16 protein-coding genes are annotated in these 16,864 nt (G+C 54.4%); 8 read left to right on the plus strand and 8 right to left on the minus strand.

Going from position 1 to position 16,864, the window contains the following annotated elements; genetic code table 11:
• Positions 1-560 precede the first annotated feature (560 nt).
• The 5 genes from rpmH (at position 561) to mnmE (ending at position 4,424) form a co-directional block, all read left to right on the plus strand.
• Complete coding sequence (gene rpmH, locus V2154_RS21550) at positions 561-701, plus strand: 50S ribosomal protein L34 (protein ID WP_009637487.1); 141 nt, start codon at positions 561-563, stop codon at positions 699-701.
• A gap of 18 nt (positions 702-719) precedes the next feature.
• A complete protein-coding gene (gene rnpA, locus V2154_RS21555) occupies positions 720-1,079 on the plus strand; it encodes a ribonuclease P protein component (protein WP_034794314.1) in 360 nt (119 codons plus the stop codon).
• A complete protein-coding gene (gene yidD, locus V2154_RS21560; protein ID WP_072009927.1) occupies positions 1,043-1,300 on the plus strand; it encodes a membrane protein insertion efficiency factor YidD in 258 nt (85 codons plus the stop codon). The genes rnpA and yidD overlap by 37 nt, the downstream gene beginning before the upstream one ends.
• A 2-nt stretch (positions 1,301-1,302) precedes the next feature.
• The gene (gene yidC, locus V2154_RS21565) at positions 1,303-2,937 is read left to right on the plus strand and encodes a membrane protein insertase YidC (RefSeq protein WP_353503770.1); all 1,635 of its coding nucleotides are present in this window, start codon (positions 1,303-1,305) and stop codon (positions 2,935-2,937) included.
• A gap of 122 nt (positions 2,938-3,059) precedes the next feature.
• A complete protein-coding gene (gene mnmE / locus V2154_RS21570) occupies positions 3,060-4,424 on the plus strand; it encodes a tRNA uridine-5-carboxymethylaminomethyl(34) synthesis GTPase MnmE (protein WP_353503771.1) in 1,365 nt (454 codons plus the stop codon).
• Positions 4,425-4,716: 292 nt separating this feature from the next.
• On the opposite strand, the gene V2154_RS21575 is transcribed toward mnmE, so the two are convergent.
• Together V2154_RS21575 and V2154_RS21580 are read right to left on the minus strand one after the other, a co-directional pair.
• The gene (locus V2154_RS21575) at positions 4,717-6,003 is read right to left on the minus strand and encodes a c-type cytochrome (protein WP_437342015.1); all 1,287 of its coding nucleotides are present in this window, start codon (positions 6,001-6,003) and stop codon (positions 4,717-4,719) included.
• 179 nt (positions 6,004-6,182) lie between these two features.
• Positions 6,183-8,078: a methyl-accepting chemotaxis protein gene (locus V2154_RS21580; protein ID WP_353503772.1), complete on the minus strand. Its 1,896-nt coding sequence runs from the start codon at positions 8,076-8,078 to the stop codon at positions 6,183-6,185.
• A 323-nt stretch (positions 8,079-8,401) separates the two neighbouring features.
• Between V2154_RS21580 and V2154_RS21585 the strand changes: the two genes are divergently transcribed.
• Both V2154_RS21585 and V2154_RS21590 read left to right on the plus strand, forming a co-directional pair.
• On the plus strand, positions 8,402-9,127 hold the full coding sequence (locus V2154_RS21585; protein ID WP_353503773.1) for a 4'-phosphopantetheinyl transferase family protein: 726 nt from the start codon (positions 8,402-8,404) through the stop codon (positions 9,125-9,127).
• Between the two features lie 105 nt (positions 9,128-9,232).
• Positions 9,233-9,805: an NADPH-dependent FMN reductase gene (locus tag V2154_RS21590; protein WP_353503774.1), complete on the plus strand. Its 573-nt coding sequence runs from the start codon at positions 9,233-9,235 to the stop codon at positions 9,803-9,805.
• A 75-nt stretch (positions 9,806-9,880) separates the two neighbouring features.
• Here V2154_RS21590 and V2154_RS21595 read toward each other — a convergent pair whose 3' ends face one another.
• On the minus strand, positions 9,881-11,218 hold the full coding sequence (locus V2154_RS21595) for an NCS2 family permease (RefSeq protein WP_353503775.1): 1,338 nt from the start codon (positions 11,216-11,218) through the stop codon (positions 9,881-9,883).
• A gap of 187 nt (positions 11,219-11,405) precedes the next feature.
• Between V2154_RS21595 and yieH the strand changes: the two genes are divergently transcribed.
• On the plus strand, positions 11,406-12,107 hold the full coding sequence (gene yieH, locus V2154_RS21600) for a 6-phosphogluconate phosphatase (RefSeq protein WP_353503776.1): 702 nt from the start codon (positions 11,406-11,408) through the stop codon (positions 12,105-12,107).
• 61 nt (positions 12,108-12,168) lie between these two features.
• Here yieH and phoU read toward each other — a convergent pair whose 3' ends face one another.
• From phoU to pstS, 5 genes are all read right to left on the minus strand, one after another.
• Positions 12,169-12,903, minus strand: coding sequence for a phosphate signaling complex protein PhoU (gene phoU, locus V2154_RS21605; protein ID WP_034794334.1), 735 nt, complete (start codon positions 12,901-12,903; stop codon positions 12,169-12,171).
• Between the two features lie 10 nt (positions 12,904-12,913).
• Positions 12,914-13,681 carry a phosphate ABC transporter ATP-binding protein PstB gene (gene pstB, locus V2154_RS21610; protein ID WP_017490418.1) on the minus strand — a complete coding sequence of 256 codons (768 nt, stop codon included), beginning with the start codon at positions 13,679-13,681 and terminating at the stop codon, positions 12,914-12,916.
• A 109-nt stretch (positions 13,682-13,790) separates the two neighbouring features.
• Complete coding sequence (gene pstA, locus V2154_RS21615; RefSeq protein WP_034794340.1) at positions 13,791-14,678, minus strand: phosphate ABC transporter permease PstA; 888 nt, start codon at positions 14,676-14,678, stop codon at positions 13,791-13,793.
• A complete protein-coding gene (gene pstC / locus V2154_RS21620) occupies positions 14,679-15,635 on the minus strand; it encodes a phosphate ABC transporter permease PstC (protein WP_353503777.1) in 957 nt (318 codons plus the stop codon).
• Positions 15,636-15,769: 134 nt separating this feature from the next.
• Positions 15,770-16,810, minus strand: coding sequence for a phosphate ABC transporter substrate-binding protein PstS (gene pstS / locus V2154_RS21625; RefSeq protein ID WP_034794345.1), 1,041 nt, complete (start codon positions 16,808-16,810; stop codon positions 15,770-15,772).
• Positions 16,811-16,864 lie beyond the last annotated feature (54 nt).

Genomic DNA, 16,864 nt, shown 5'->3' on the forward strand with positions numbered 1-16,864 from the left:
GTCAGTGATATGAATTACCGTGCGAACCGCTTTTTACGGTTTTGTCGACAACGAGCGTGCTGGGATCGCTGTCGGAATGGCGGATCATAACGCAATCCGACACAGAGATCCTCCCCTTCCTGACAGATTAGATCCTTTTTATCCACAGGCTACGATCAGCAAGTGGGTAAGCTTAGCCGATCCTAAAAAAATTAGGTGTCGTAATCATCACTCACTGCAAAAAATAAGATTTATTCGCTATGTTTTTAATCAGCCTGATCGTCAGATCACATAACTAAAGTGGAAGGATCTGCGGTCGATCCTTGCGCTTTAGGGCGGAGTCCGTATAATCCTCAGCCCTACGTGTGATGCCTGTGTTCCTGATGGTCATAGCCTGATGGGATTAAGCGGTGACCACGGGCCATATATGGTAAACATCTGGTAATGTAAATTGACTCAGGACTGTACAGTTATTACAATCCCGCTTCTTTATATGTTGCGATAAAGGCATCGGTTGTTTTTTCACCGACAGCCAACGCGTTTACTGATCAGTAATAATTTAAGTTTAGGTAGAAATCGCTATGAAACGCACTTTCCAACCGTCCGTATTGAAGCGCAACCGTAGCCACGGTTTCCGTGCTCGTATGGCCACCAAGAATGGTCGTCAGGTTCTGGCTCGCCGCCGTGCGAAAGGCCGTACCCGTCTGTCTGCTTCTAAGTAATAAAAGCTAACCTATTTAGTGGTTAAGCTCGCTTTTCCCAGGGAGTTACGTTTGTTAACTCCCCGTCATTTCACTTTCGTCTTCCAGCAGCCACAACGGGCTGGCACGCCGCAAATCACTATACTCGGCCGCCTGAACGAGCTGGGGCATCCCCGCATGGGTCTCACCGTCGCAAAAAAACACGTCAAACGCGCTCATGAGCGTAACCGGATAAAACGCCTAACCCGCGAAAGTTTCCGGCTACTTCAGCACAAGCTGCCTTCGATGGATTTTGTGGTAGTGGCTAAAAAGGGTGTCGCCGATTTAGACAATCGTGCGTTGACGGAAGCGTTGGAGAAATTATGGCGTCGACATTGCCGGCAGGCTCCCGCATCCTGATCGGGTTGATACGTGGTTATCAGCTTTTTATCAGTCCCTTGCTTGGGCCACATTGTCGTTTTCGACCAACCTGCTCTCAATACGGTATTGAGGCCATTGGTCGTTTTGGCATGTTAAAAGGCAGTTGGTTGACATTGAAACGCGTATTAAAATGCCATCCTTTGAACCCAGGTGGTGATGACCCCGTGCCGCCGAAAACCGACAATAACAGAGAACTCTAACGATGGATTCGCAACGCAATCTCTTTCTCATCGCTCTGCTGTTCGTGTCTTTCATGATCTGGCAGGCCTGGCAGACGGACCACGCTCCGCAACCAGCCAATCAGACCACGCAACAGACTGCGAATACTGCTAACGGCGATGCTGCTAACCAGGCTGTTCCTGGCAGCGGACAGGGCAAAATGATCACCGTCAACACTGACGTGCTGTCATTGAGCATCAACACCCGTGGCGGTGATATTGATCAGGCTTTACTGACTGCTTACCCAACGTCTCTGGGTTCAAGCGAACCTTTCCAGCTTCTGGAAACCACTCCTAATTTCGTCTATCAGGCTCAAAGCGGTCTGACGGGCAAAAACGGCCCAGACAACCCGGCTAACGGCGAACGTCCTCTGTATCAGGCTAGTCAGGACAACTTCACCTTAGGCGAAGGTCAGGCTGAACTGCGTATCCCTCTGACTTATACCGCTCAGAACGGCGCAGTGATCACCAAAACTTTCGTTATCAAGCGTGGTTCTTACGCCGTGAATGTTGAGTACAACATCAACAACACCACTGCGACCCCACTTGAAATGACGCTGTTTGGCCAATTGCGCCAAACCACCGAGCTGCCGAAGCACAAAGATACCGGGAGCAATAACTTTGCCCTGCATACCTTCCGTGGCGCTGCTTACTCGTCTAGCGATGATAAATATCAGAAGTACGCGTTCGATAAGAGCGAAGCGCTGAACGTCACCACTCAAGGCGGCTGGGTTGCCATGTTGCAGCAGTACTTTGCAACCGCGTGGATCCCTTCAGCGAAAGACACCAACAACTTCTACACCACGACCAATAACGGCATTTCCGCTGTTGGCTTCAAAGGTGCACCTTTTGTTGTTCAACCTGGCGCGCAGCAACAAGTGGCTTCTACCCTGTGGGTAGGCCCAGAGATTCAGGATCAAATGGCCGCCATCGCGCCGCACCTTGACCTGACTGTTGACTACGGCTGGTTGTGGTTCATTTCTCAGCCACTGTTTAAACTGTTGAAATTCATTCACGGTTTCATCGGTAACTGGGGCTTCTCCATCATCATCATCACCTTTATTGTTCGCGGTATCATGTACCCACTGACCCGCGCTCAGTACACGTCGATGGCGAAAATGCGTATGCTGCAGCCGAAACTGGCCGCGATGCGTGAACGCATTGGTGATGACAAACAGCGCATGAGTCAGGAGATGATGGCGCTGTATAAAGCAGAGAAAGTGAACCCGTTGGGTGGCTGTCTGCCGCTGGTTATCCAGATGCCAATCTTCCTGGCATTGTATTACATGCTGTCTGGCTCCATTGAATTGCGCCACGCGCCGTTCGCCTTGTGGATCCATGACCTGTCAGCGCAAGACCCGTACTACATTCTGCCGATCTTGATGGGTATCACGATGTTCTTCATTCAGAAGATGTCGCCGACTACCGTCACAGACCCAATGCAGCAGAAGATCATGACCTTCATGCCGGTCATCTTCACCGTGTTCTTCCTGTGGTTCCCATCCGGTCTGGTGCTGTACTACATCGTCAGTAACCTGGTAACCATCCTCCAGCAGCAGCTGATTTATCGCGGGCTGGAAAAACGTGGTCTGCACAGCCGCGACAAGAAAAAATCATAAGTCAGTCTCTGGGGCTTCCCGCCCCTGAAGCTCTAAACTTGTGAAATTCTGAACTTGTGTAATTAACAGAAAAGGCGATCATTTGATCGCCTTTTGTACATTCAAAATAGAGATAATTCGCTATGAGCACCTCAGATACCATTGTTGCCCAAGCCACGCCTCCCGGCCGCGGCGGAGTCGGCATTCTGCGCGTTTCCGGCCGCGCGGCGAGCCAGATTGCGCAGGAGATCTTAGGTAAGCTGCCCAAGCCGCGCTACGCCGACTATCTGCCCTTCCGCGATGCGGACGGCTCGACGCTCGACCAAGGTATTGCCCTGTGGTTCCCCGGCCCGAACTCCTTCACCGGCGAAGATGTGCTGGAGCTGCAAGGCCACGGCGGCCCGGTTATCCTCGATTTGCTGCTTAAGCGTATTATCTCGCTGGACGGCGTGCGTATCGCGCGCCCGGGCGAGTTCTCTGAACGCGCCTTCCTCAATGACAAACTGGACTTAGCCCAGGCCGAAGCCATCGCTGACCTGATTGACGCCAGCTCCGAGCAGGCCGCGCGTTCGGCGGTGAACTCCCTTCAGGGCGCATTTTCCAACCGTGTTCACCATTTGGTGGAAGCACTTACTCACCTGCGAATCTTTGTGGAAGCGGCTATCGACTTCCCGGATGAGGAAATCGACTTCCTGTCTGACGGCAAAATTGAAGCCCAGCTCAATACGGTGATCGGCGACCTTGATGCCGTGCGTGCCGAAGCGCGTCAGGGCAGCCTGCTGCGAGAAGGGATGAAAGTGGTGATCGCCGGTCGTCCAAACGCCGGAAAATCTAGCTTGCTCAATGCGTTAGCGGGGCGCGAGGCGGCCATTGTCACCGACATCGCCGGTACCACCCGTGACGTGCTGCGCGAGCACATTCACCTCGACGGCATGCCTTTGCACATCATCGACACCGCCGGTCTGCGCGAAGCCAGTGACGAAGTAGAGCGAATTGGTATCGAACGTGCGTGGAATGAGATCGAACAGGCGGACTTAGTGCTATTTATGGTTGATGGCACCACCACCGACGCCACCGAGCCTGCGCAAATTTGGCCGGAGTTTATGGCCCGTCTGCCAGAGACATTGCCGATTGTCGTGGTGCGCAACAAGGCAGACATCACAGGTGAAACGCTGGGTATGACCGAAGTGATTGGTCACTCACTTATTCGCCTTTCGGCACGCACCGGCGACGGCATAGACCTGCTGCGTGAGCATCTAAAGCAGGTTATGGGCTTCAATCACAATATGGAAGGGGGCTTCCTCGCCCGCCGCCGCCACCTACAGGCGCTGGAACTGGCGGCAGAACACCTGATCCGCGGCAAAGAGCAGCTTTTAGGCGCACGCGCCGGGGAATTACTGGCGGAAGAGCTGCGCATGTCCCAGCAAGCGCTAAGTGAAATCACCGGGGAATTCACCTCGGATGACCTGCTAGGCCGTATTTTCTCTAGCTTCTGCATCGGTAAATAAGCCAGAAACTCAATAAGTTTGTAAGTAAACACTAACCGCGTTAACTCTCTGTTACTGCGGTTTTTTTTCGACGAGTATCTCGGTATGGATTTTAAGCTGCTTGAGCTGAGTATGGGGATGAGCGAGAAGCAGATCGAAAAGCTGCTCTGAGTTGATTTATCGAAAGAAAAATCCATTGTGGAGCAGGTTTACCCTCACTCTTTTATGCCGTAAGAGGCAATCAAAACCACGCTTCAGTGCTACCACCAGCATTTATGCCGCATGCCAACACTGGCGGCAGACCCCCTACAATTTAGCCCTTATCCGGCCCCATCAACTCACGCATGGCTTTAACCTGTGCGGCGCTGACCTTTTCGGCCTGATTTCCCCAGCCGTTGCGGATGAAGTTTACGACGTCGGCGACTTCTTGATCTTCCAGTCGGTGGGCGAAGGCGGGCATTTTCGCGCCTTTGCCGGACGTGGCGGTGACCGGCGAGTGCGCGCCGCGCAGCACGATATTTATCATCGACGAAGGGTCGGCGCTGACCACCACCGGGTTTTGCGCCAGTTGCGGATATTTGTTCTTTTCACCCTGCCCGCTGGCTAAGTGGCAGTCGGCGCAGTTATCTATATAAAGCTGCGCGCCGGTAGCGGCGACGTCGCCTTTCTCTAAGGCCTGTGCGGTGGCGCTGTTATAGACCTGAACCCTAAATTGACCATCGGCCGGCAGCGATTTGAGATACACGGCAATCGCCTGCCGGTCGGCGTCGGTCAGGTATTGGGTGCTGTCCTGCACCACGTCCACCATCGAGCCAAAGGCGGTGCTTCGCGCCGTGTGGCCCTGCTGCAAGAACTGGGTGATATCGCCCTCGGTCCATTGCCCCAGCCCCGTGGTGGCGTCGCCGCGCAGGTTGGGCGCATGCCAACCGTCCAAGGTGCCGCCAGAAAGATAGGCGCGATCGCCGTTATCCAAAGCCTTCTCTTGGAAGCCGACGCCGCGCGGGGTATGGCAGCTGCCACAGTGCCCCAGCCCTTGAACCAGATAGGCACCGCGGTTCCAGTCGGCGGTCTGTTGAGGGTCCGAGTAGTAAGGCTTCTGTTGCAAAAACGCCTGATTCCACACTGCTAGCGGCCAGCGCATATTGAGTGGGAAAGGAATGTCGCTCGGCCGATTGGTTTGGGCGACGGGCGCGACCCGCTGGGTGAAGTAGAGGTATAAGTCGCGGGTGTCGCTGTCGGTGATTTTGTTGAATGAGGGGTAAGGCATCGCCGGATACAAGTGGTGGCCGTCTTGGGCAATGCCTTGGCGCAGCGCCCGGCTGAAATCCTGCTCGCTGTGAGTCCCAATGCCGGTCTGCCTGTCCGGCGTGATGTTACTGGCATAGATAGCCCCCACCGGCGTCATCATTTTCAGGCCACCGGCAAAAGGCCTGCCGCCCGGCGCAGTGTGGCAGGCAGCACAATCCCCGGCGCGCGCGAGATACTCGCCATGTTTAATCTGCGCGGCCAGGTCGCTGTCGGCATGGGCCGCCTGCGCCAGCCCGCTCAGCGCCATAGCGAGCCACAGCCCGTAAGACTTTATGGTTATTTTTCGCGTCATCCGGTGAGTTACTTTTGGGTCACAGTGAATGTCTGCCATTATGCCGCCGAGCGGGGCGAAAAATCACTCAATTCACGACACGAATTAAGGCCAGATCGTAACCAAGGGTTTATGGCTGATTTTGAGCATAAAAAAAGCCCAGCGCGCTGGCCGGGCTTGGGGGAAAAGTCAGGAGAAAATTAGAGTTTGAAGCCCGATACCACGGTTTCCAGTTGCAGGGTTTGCTCCTGCATGGCCTGCGCGGCGGCGGACACCTGCTCCACCAGCGCAGCGTTCTGCTGGGTGGTGTTATCAAGCTGGGTGATCGCCACGTTCACCTGCTCAATCCCCAGACTCTGCTCTTGGCTGGAGGACATGATTTCATTCATCAGCGTGGCAACATTGTTCACCCCGGTCATCAGCTCATCCATGGTGCTGCCTGCCGTGGCGACCAGCTGGCTGCCGGAGGTAATATCCGCCACCGAATCCTCAATCAGCTTTTTGATTTCACGGGCTGAAGTGGCGGAACGCTGGGCCAGACTGCGTACTTCCGAGGCCACCACGGCGAATCCGCGCCCCTGTTCGCCCGCGCGCGCGGCTTCTACCGCGGCATTCAGCGCCAAGATGTTGGTTTGGAAGGCAATGCCGTCAATCACGCTAATGATATCGACGATTTTCTTCGACGAGTTAGTGATCGAGCCCATGGTATCCACCACCTGACGCACCACCCGCGTGCCTTTCTCGGCAACGTTGGAGGCATCGCGCGCCAGCTGGTTGGCACTTTCGGCGTTGCCTGCGTTCTGTTTCACCGTGCTGGTCAGCTCTTCCATCGAGGCAGCCGTCTCTTCAATCGAGCTGGCCTGCTCCTCGGTACGCGCCGAGAGATCCAGATTACCACTGGCAATCTGCCGCGACGCCGAGGCTATCGCCAGCGAGCTGTCGCCCACCTGCTTGAGCAGCGACTGGAGGAAGTCGAGGAAGTTGTTGAAGCTGCTATTCACCGCGTTGAACTCAGGGCTGCTGCTTTGCGGCAGGCGCTGGGTCAAGTCCGCGCCACCGGCCGAAAGCTGGCTGATGTTGCGATTCAGCGCGGCGAGCTGGCGCATAAACAGCTTGATGCCGGCAATCAGCACAATCAACAGCAGCAGAACCATCGGGATCTGCACCAGGCCGAGGCTCGCCAAAATGCTGTGCGTGCGCTGTAACAGCTGGCTGGTTGGCATATCAGTGGCGATGTACCACGGTCCTTGAATACGGCTCATGAACAGGGTGTGGCTGGTGCCGTCATTGTCATAATCCGCCACCAGAGTGCTGCTGTCTTTTATCCCATCGAGACTTTTTCTAATTTGCCCGGCCAGTGCAGACTGATCGCCCAGTGAGGCCAGTTTCGGCAGTTTTTCATCGCTGCTGTGGCTGGTACCGACAATGGTGCCATCCTGCTGAACGATATAAATCGTGCCGTGAACCTTTTTCTCCATATCAGCCACCAGCTGATTGAAGAAGCCCAGCGTGACATCAATGGTGGCCACGCCCCAAGGTTCAGACCCTTTGTAAATCGCCATCGCACAGTTGGTGCGCGGCTGGGTGCTGGCATCATCGAAATAGGCCGGAGCCCAGACGCACTGGCCCTTTTCACCTTTTAAAGCCCCGACGTACCACGACTGCTCGAAGTAGTTTGGCGACTCCGCGCTGTTCCAAAACGTATTTTCGGTTAGCTCATTGCTGCCATTGCGGGCAAAGAAGGTGCTGAACTTCACTTTGGCCGGATCGCGCTTGTTGGGCAGAGGCCAGATACCGCCGCCGAACACCGCGCTGTCGCCATACTGATCCACAAGTGGCGGCAGAAGTTTGTCGATGGAGGCGCTGTCCATCTGCGCCACGCTCTGGGTAATGCTTCGAACCTGCGACTCAACTTTATTCAGGCGATCGTTGATAGCAACCGCAATATCGTCAACCTGATTGGCGACTTGCGTGCTTTCGGCCTGTTTCAACTTGGGAGAGATATACACCTGGATGACGATAAGCGTAACGATAACCAGCACAATAAAAAATAAGCTGATCAAGGCGATAAAGCGTGATTGCGTTGTTTTTAACATTTTCGCGGTACTCACAGGCAAAGCAGCGAGAGCGCTGCTTAAGTACTAACGGCATTTTCTGAGGTTTCTTTATGTGCTGTTAGCAGATATATCTTGTAAGTCAGTTTCGGTCAGAAAACGCCAGAACATCCTTCGGACAGCGAAATTTGTTAGTTGTGGGGGATTATCGTGATGTAGCTCACCTTTTTGGGATGGAAAGCGCATTTTTAAGCAGTGGAAATGCGATTAAAGGCGGTTTTTAAGCAGTTTTTAATGATTTCTCTTAATGTTATCCTTCCTTTCTTAATAGAAAATAAGCCGAACCATTAATCATGGAGTGAACAATGGCGTGCCATTTTGCTAGATGGGTTGCAGCGGAGCCTGAGCCGGATACTCACCGCCTTCCCCCGAACGTACTTTTATCTGCCAAAAGCCTTTCCGAAAAACAGCGTAAACGCTTTCTAAGTGGCCGCGTGCTGCTGGCCGAAATGATGTTTTACCTGTACGGCATTACCGAACTGCCCGCGATCATTACCCTGCCCAGCGGCCGCCCGAGCTTTGAATCGCAAAACCTGCCTGATTTCAGTCTGGCTTACGCCGGAACCACGGTCGGCGTGATGTTGAGCAGCGAAGGCAAGGTCGGGCTGGATTTGGAAGTGATCCACGCCCGCAGCGCGTTAATCAATTCGCAGCAGCAAGCCCAGCTGTCTGCCGTCGAACAGACATGGATCGCGCTACAAAGTGACCCGGTGGAGTCGGCGCTGCAACTGTGGTGTATTCGCCAAAGCATGCTGAAACTCTCCGGGCTGACGGAATACGGCGAGAGGAGCCTGAGCCTGAATCCGGCGTCGGGCCGCCTGCGCTCGGCCATCACTCCTGAAGCTCAGGTGATGAGTGACATCGATGGCTCTCTGACGTGGGCCTGTGCGCACTCTCCGGCTATCGCCCGTCTACTGTGCTGGCGATATTCACCCGAAAGTGGCTTTACTCGCACTCAAGCTCTCTCCATACAGCAGCAGCCCAACTCGCCGCATTTTATGAAGTTCACCAGTCTGCCTCCGGCAAAGTAATGATTGCCTGCGAAAGCGCCGTGCGGATCGCTGTCCGGCGCCAGCAATCTGGTATAGATTTATTCTGAGCCTCATTCAAGACATTCCCCATAACAGGAGTCATTCATGTCAACGCAACCCCTGAAGTTTGTCACTCTGTTAGGCAGCCTGCGCAAAGGCTCGTACAACGCGATGGTCGCGCGAACCCTCCCTAAACTTGCACCTTCCGGCGTGAGTATTGAAGCTCTGCCGTCGATTGGCGCCCTGCCGCTGTATGACGCAGACGTGCAGCAAGAAGAGGGTTTCCCGGCGGATATCGAAGCCATTGCCGAGCAAATTCGTCAGGCTGACGGCCTGATCATCGTGACGCCGGAGTATAACTATTCGGTGCCGGGCGGGTTGAAGAATGCTATCGACTGGCTCTCGCGCCTGCCAAACCAGCCAATCGCGGGCAAACCGGTGCTGATCCAGACCAGCTCAATGGGGCCGATTGGCGGCGCGCGCTGCCAATATCACCTGCGCCAGATTTTGGTGTTCCTCGACGCCCAGGTGATGAACCGTCCTGAGTTTATGGGTGGCGTGATCCAGAGCAAAGTGGATGAGCAAACGGGCGAAGTGATTGAGCAAGGCACGCTGGATTTCCTCACCGGCCAGCTGAATGCCTTCGCCGACTACACGCGCCGCGTCACGGCCAAATAACGCCAGCGGTAAGCCAAACGCCAAACGGCCCGTCACTCACATGACGGGCCGTTTTTTTATGTATCGATGCCGGAGTTAGTGGCTATCGACAAACACAATTTTCAGCACGAACAGCAGCGCGACAACCACCACGCACGGGCTGATCTCTCTCCAACGGCCGGTGCCGACTTTCATCACCACGTAGGAGATAAAGCCTAAGGCGATACCTTCGGTGATGGAGAAGCTGAACGGCATCATGACGGCGGTGACGAAAGCCGGAACAGCCTCGGTGAGGTCATCCCACGTGACGCGCGCCAGGCTTGAGGTCATCAGCACGCCCACGTAAATCAGCGCACCGGCGGCGGCATAGGCTGGCACCATTCCCGCCAGCGGGGAGAGGAAAATCACCAGCAAGAACAGGATGCCTGTCACCACGGCGGTCAGGCCGGTGCGGCCCCCTACGGAAACGCCTGAGGAGCTTTCGATGTAAGCCGTCACGGAAGAGGTGCCGACAAAAGCCCCGGCGACGGAGCTGATGCTGTCGACATACAGCGCCTGCTTCATCTGCGGGAATTTGCCTTGGGCGTCGGTCAGCCCGGCTTTGTCCGTCACGCCAATCAGCGTGCCTGAGGAGTCAAACAGGTTCACCAGCATGAAGGAGAAAATAACCCCCGCCAGCCCGATGTTTAACGAGTTTTTCAGGTCAACTTGCCCCACAACGGAGGTGACACTCGGCGGCATAGAGAAGAAGCCGGTGAAGTGTACGTCGCCGATAATAAGACCGATCACCGTCGTCACCACGATGGACACCAGCACCGCCGCGTGGATGTTACGCGAAGCCAGTACGGCAATGATGAAGAAGCCCAAGGCTCCCAGCAGCACGTTGTGCGAGGTCAGATTGCCGATGGTGACGATGGTGTCCGGGTTCGGCACAATAATGCCGGCATTTTTCAGCCCCATCATGCCGATAAACAGCCCGATACCGGCCGTGATGCCAATTCTCAGGCTCACCGGAATATTGGCAATCATCCAATAGCGAATGCGGAAAATGGTCAGCAAAAGGAAACCGATTGCGCCCCAGAAAATAGCACCCATGCCGATCTGCCATGAAATGCCCATCGCGCCAACCACGACAAAGGCGAAGAACGCGTTCAGCCCCATCGCTGGTGCCAGCGCCACCGGCAAGTTAGCCACCACGCCCATCAGGATGCTGCCGAACGCGGCAATCAGACAGGTGGTCACGAACACAGCCTGTTTATCCATACCGGCCACGCCAAGGATCTGCGGGTTCACGAACACGATATAGACCATGGTCAGGAACGTCGTCAGCCCGGCGATAGTTTCAGTACGTACGGTGGTGCCGTGCTGCGTCAGTTTAAACAGACGTTCGAACAGGCCCTGTCCGCTGGAGACATTGCTTTGTGGTTTACTCATTGAGTGGGTTCCGAAGAAGGGAAAAAACAGTCGACGGCTATCCTACCCCAAAAAGTGCTTTTTGGATGCCACTCGGCAGGATTTTTTCTGGCACGAAAAGCAGCACATTTTGTCGCGTACAGGATAGAGTTGAGGTCAAAGATCCTAAATTCATGATGCCATGACAAAAATCTCTGCCGGAGGAAATATGTCCGTAAGCCAAAATATTGAAAACAATGACCCGTTGCCGATCGACTGCGTGCTTTTTGACTGTGACGGCACGTTGGTGGACAGCGAACTGCTGTGCTGCGAAGCCTACGTGGAGATGTTCGCGCACTTTGGCGTTACCGTCTCCTTTGACGAGATGTACAAGACTTACAAAGGCGTCAAGCTCTACGAAATCATCGCCATCATCAATAAACAGCACGGGCTGGATGTGCCGAAAGAAGAGATGGAAGTGATTTTCCGCCAGCACGTGGCGCGGCTGTTTGATAGCAAACTGACGGCCATCGACGGCGTGCACCAGCTGTTAGAGCAGATTCAGGTGCCTATGTGTGTAGTTTCCAATGGCCCGGTGAGCAAAATGCAGCTTTCACTCGGCAAAACCGGCCTATTGTCGTTTATGGGCGATAACCTGTTCAGCGGCTACGACTTGCAGCGCTGGAAGCCCGATCCGGCCGTGCTGTATAAAGCCGCCGAGGTGATGAAGGTGGACATCAAACGCTGCATTCTGGTGGAAGATTCCGTGGCAGGCGCGCAGGCGGGGATCGCCGCCGGCATTCCAGTCTTTTACTACTGCGCCGACCCGCACAACCCGCCTCTCGACAACCCGCTAGTAACTACTTTCCACGATATGCGCGAACTGCCCGCACTGTGGCGCGCCAAGGGTTACACCATTACAGCGCGCTAGAAAGCAGAAAAGCAAAAGGCCTCGCGAGGAGGCCTTTTCGTTCGAGCAGAAAGGGAAGCTGTTAGTCTTCTTTCTTCTCTTTTTTGCTGTCAGTCAGCAACTTGTCCAGCGCGTCGCCGCCCACGTGACGGAAATCCTGACCCTTCACGAAGTAGAAGATGAATTCGCAGATATTCTGGCAACGGTCACCGATACGCTCGATAGAACGGGCGCAGAACAGCGCGGTCAGCACGCTTGGAATGGTGCGCGGATCTTCCATCATATAAGTCATTAACTGACGCACAATGCCTTCGTATTCCTGATCGACTTTCTTGTCTTCGCGATAAATACGCACCGCTTCGTCGAGATCCATACGGGCAAAGGCGTCCAGCACGTCATGCAGCATCTGCACCGTGTGGCGGCCCAGAGACTCCAGGCTGACCAGCAGCGGCTGATGCAGATGGGAGAACTTCTCCAGCGCCGTGCGGCAGATTTTATCCGCCACGTCACCAATGCGTTCAAGCTCGGAAATGGTTTTGATGATCGCCATCACCAAGCGTAAGTCGCTGGCGGTCGGCTGGCGTTTCGCGATGATGCGCACGCAAGCTTCGTCGATAGCCACTTCCATCATGTTAACTTTGTCATCACCTTTGATGACCTGCTGAGCCAACTCGCCATCCTGATTGTGCATGGCGGTAATGGCGTCAGTCAATTGTTGCTCAACCAGACCGCCCATCGCCAGCACCTGAGTACGGATGTGCTCAAGCTCTGCATTGAACTGGCCGGAAATATGTTTATTTAAGTTCAGGTTATCCATTTTTCTTACCTCAACCGTAACGGCCAGTGATGTAGTCTTCAGTTTGTTTGCGCGCCGGTGACGTGAACAGCGAGTCGGTGTCGCTGTATTCAATCAATTCACCTAAATACATGAACGCCGTGCGGTCGGAACAACGCGCAGCCTGCTGCATGTTGTGCGTCACGATAACCACGGTGTAGTCCGATTTCAGCTCGGTGATCAGCTCTTCAATGCGGCCGGTAGAGATTGGGTCCAACGCCGAGCATGGCTCATCGAGCAGCAGCACGTCTGGGCGGATCGCGATACCGCGCGCAATACACAGACGCTGTTGCTGACCACCAGACAGGCTGTAGCCGCTCTGATGCAGTTTATCTTTAGATTCGTTCCACAGCGCGGCCTTGGTCAATGCCCACTGAACGCGCTCGTCCATGTCGGTGCGAGACAGCTTCTCAAACAGGCGAACGCCGAAGGCGATGTTGTCATAAATCGACATCGGGAATGGCGTTGGCTTCTGGAATACCATGCCGACTTTGGCGCGCAGCAGCGCGATGTCCTGCTTATCCACCAGAATGTTTTCGCCGTCGAGCAGGATTTCACCTTCCGCGCGCTGTTCTGGGTAGAGCTGGTACATTTTGTTGAATGTGCGCAGCAGCGTCGATTTACCGCAGCCGGATGGGCCGATAAAGGCGGTGACTTCATTCTTGGCGATATCCAGGGAGATATTTTTCAGCGCATGGAATTTGCCGTAATAAAAGTTCAGGTCGCGAACCTGGATTTTGCTGTTGGATGCGTCAGTCATTCGACTCATTAAGACATCTCTCTTTTATCTTTCGCGCGCCGCAGCTGCGACGCCGGGTAACTGTGATGGCGGCCGGAGCCACCCTCAATAAATGTTATTTTGCTCTAACTTACTGTTTTTTCTTGGCGAAAATCACACGCGCCAGAATATTCAGCAGCAGGACGCAGACGGTGATCAGCAATACACCTGCCCAAGCCAGCTCTTGCCACTCGCTAAACGGACTCATCGCGAATTTGAAGATGGTCACTGGCAAGTTGGCAATCGGCTGCATCATGTCGGTGCTCCAGAACTGGTTGGAGAGCGACGTAAACAGCAGCGGCGCGGTTTCACCGGCAATACGGGCAATCGCCAGCAGGATACCGGTCATGATCCCCGACACCGACGCTTTCAGCGTAATAGCAGAAATCATCTTCCACTTTGGCGTACCCAGCGCGTAGGCCGCTTCACGCAGGCTGTCCGGCACCAGTTTGAGCATGTTTTCCGTGGTACGGATAACAATAGGTATTTGCAGCAATGCCAGTGCCAGCACGCCAGCCCAACCGGAGAAGTGACCCATTTTCGCCACCACGATGGTGTAAACGAACAGGCCAACCACGATGGAAGGCGCGGAGAGCAGAATGTCATTGATGAAGCGAATCACTTCGGCCAGCGGCGATTTACGGCCATATTCAGCCAGATAAACACCCGCCATCACGCCGAGCGGGGTACCAATCACGGTCGCCCACAGGATCAACAGGCCGCTACCGGCAATGGCGTTCGCCAAACCACCACCCGCGGTGTTCGGCGGAGGGGTGTTTTCGGTGAACAGCGCCAAGGACATGCCGTCGACACCTTTCACTACGGTGGTGAATAAGATCCACACCAGCCAGAAGAGGCCGAAAGCCATGGTTGCCATCGACAACAGCAGGGCAACGCGGTTCTTTTGACGGCGCCACGCCTGACGTTTACGGCGTGACTGTAATAAAGCTTCGTTGCTTTGCATTTCCATCGTGGTCATTTAGCGGCCCTCTTTCTTAGCAAGACGCAGAATCATCACTTTGGACAAGGCCAGAACGATGAAGGTGATAACAAACAGAATCAGACCGAGTTCCATCAGCGCCGAGGTGTGCAGGCCAGCTTCGGCTTCGGCAAACTCATTCGCCAACGCGGAGGTAATACTGTTGCCCGGCATATACAGCGATGCGCTGTCGAGCTGGTAGGTGTTACCGATGATAAAGGTCACCGCCATGGTTTCACCCAGCGCACGGCCAAGACCCAGCATGATGCCGCCGATAACGCCGTTTTTGGTGAAAGGTAGCACGATGCGCCAGATAACTTCCCACGTCGTACAGCCGATGCCGTACGCGGACTCTTTCATCATCACCGGCGTCTGCTCAAACACGTCACGCATCACGGAGGCGATATAAGGGATGATCATGATGGCGAGGATCACGCCAGCGGCCAGAATACCGATACCAAAGCCCGGGCCTGCGAACAGGGCGCCAACGATAGGAATACCGGAAAGGACTTCGCCAACGGGAGTCTGGAAATAGGTAGCAAACAGCGGCGCGAAGATAAACAGGCCCCACATGCCGTAAACAATGCTGGGGATAGCCGCCAGCAGTTCAATCGCAATCCCCAGCGGGCGGCGCAACCAGTTAGGTGCCAGCTCGGTGAGGAACAGTGCGATACCAAAGCTGACCGGAACAGCAATCAGCAAGGCGATAATCGAGGTGACAACCGTGCCGTAAATTGGCACCAGTGCGCCGAATTGTTCGTTCGGTGCGTCCCAGGTTTTCGTCCACAGGAAAGAGAAACCAAATTTCTCGATGCTTGGTAATGAGGCAATAAACAGCGAGACGATAATACCGCCCAGCAGCAATAGCACAATCAGCGCTGCCAGCTTAACTAGCGCGCCGAAGATGATGTCACCGTTTTTACTTGGTGCTTTGATAGACGGCTTATATTCAGCCATACCACTCTCTTCTTGTTCAGATTTAATTCCCTCTCCGGACGGAGAGGGAATGAGGCAGAAGACCTGTACTCTAACTCAAAATCATTTATGTTCCATCAAGGCGACCAACGCCGAGACAACTTAAAGATGATTGATTAGTAAAGAGCTTTACCGCTGCTGTCTTTGATGTTGGATTTCCATGCTGCGCGAACTTGTTCAACAACAGATTCTGGCAGAGTGGCGTAATCCAAATCAGTAGTCAGCTTGCCGCCGTTTTTGTAAGACCAGTCAAAGAACTTCAGCACTTCAGCGCCGTTGGCTGCGTTAGCCTGCTCTTTGTACACCAGAATGAAGGTGGTAGAGCTGATTGGCCACGCGTTGTCGCCTTTCTGGTTAGTCAGGTCCTGAGCGAAGGTTTTCTTCCAGTCAGCGCCTTTAGCTGCCGCGCTGAAAGAAGCTTCAGTTGGGCTGATTGACTTACCGTCTGCATCCACCAGCTTGGTGTATGCCAGATTGTTTTGTTTAGCGTATGCGTATTCAACATAACCGATTGAGCCTGGCAGACGTTGAACGAAAGCGGCAACGCCGTCGTTACCCTTGCCGCCCAGACCTACAGGCCAGTTTACAGTTGAACCTGCGCCAATCTTGTCTTTCCACTCAGAGCTAACTTTTGTCAGGTAGCTGGTGAACACGAAAGAGGTACCTGAACCGTCAGCACGGCGCACAACCGCGATGTTGGTGTCTGGCAGTTTCACGCCTGGGTTCAGCTTAGTGATTGCCGCGTCATTCCATTTTTTGATTTTGCCCAGGTAGATATCACCCAGCGTTGCGCCGTCCAGCGTCAACTGACCTGATTTGATGCCCGGGATGTTAACAGCCAGTACCACGCCACCGATCACGGTTGGGAATTGGAACAGACCGTTCTTTTGCAGGTCTTCTTCTTTCATTGGCGCATCAGAAGCACCGAAGTCGACAGTTTTAGCGATGATTTGCTTAACGCCGCCGGAAGAACCGATACCCTGATAGTTAACCTGATTACCAGTAGCTTTTTGATAAGCGTCAGCCCATTTGGCATACACAGGTGCAGGGAAGGTGCCGCCAGCGCCAGTCAAGTTACTAGCAGCGAAAGCAGACATTGCTGTGAGGGAGAAAGTCGCTGCCACAATACCGGCGACGGTGTTACGCATCAATTTCATGTTCCACTCCTAGTGGTTTCTTATTTGTTCGATCTTGGGTTCGACCCAGCTCGA

It is taken from the genome of Ewingella sp. CoE-038-23, from assembly GCF_040419245.1.
GTDB classification, from domain to species: Bacteria; Pseudomonadota; Gammaproteobacteria; order Enterobacterales; family Enterobacteriaceae; genus Ewingella; species Ewingella allii.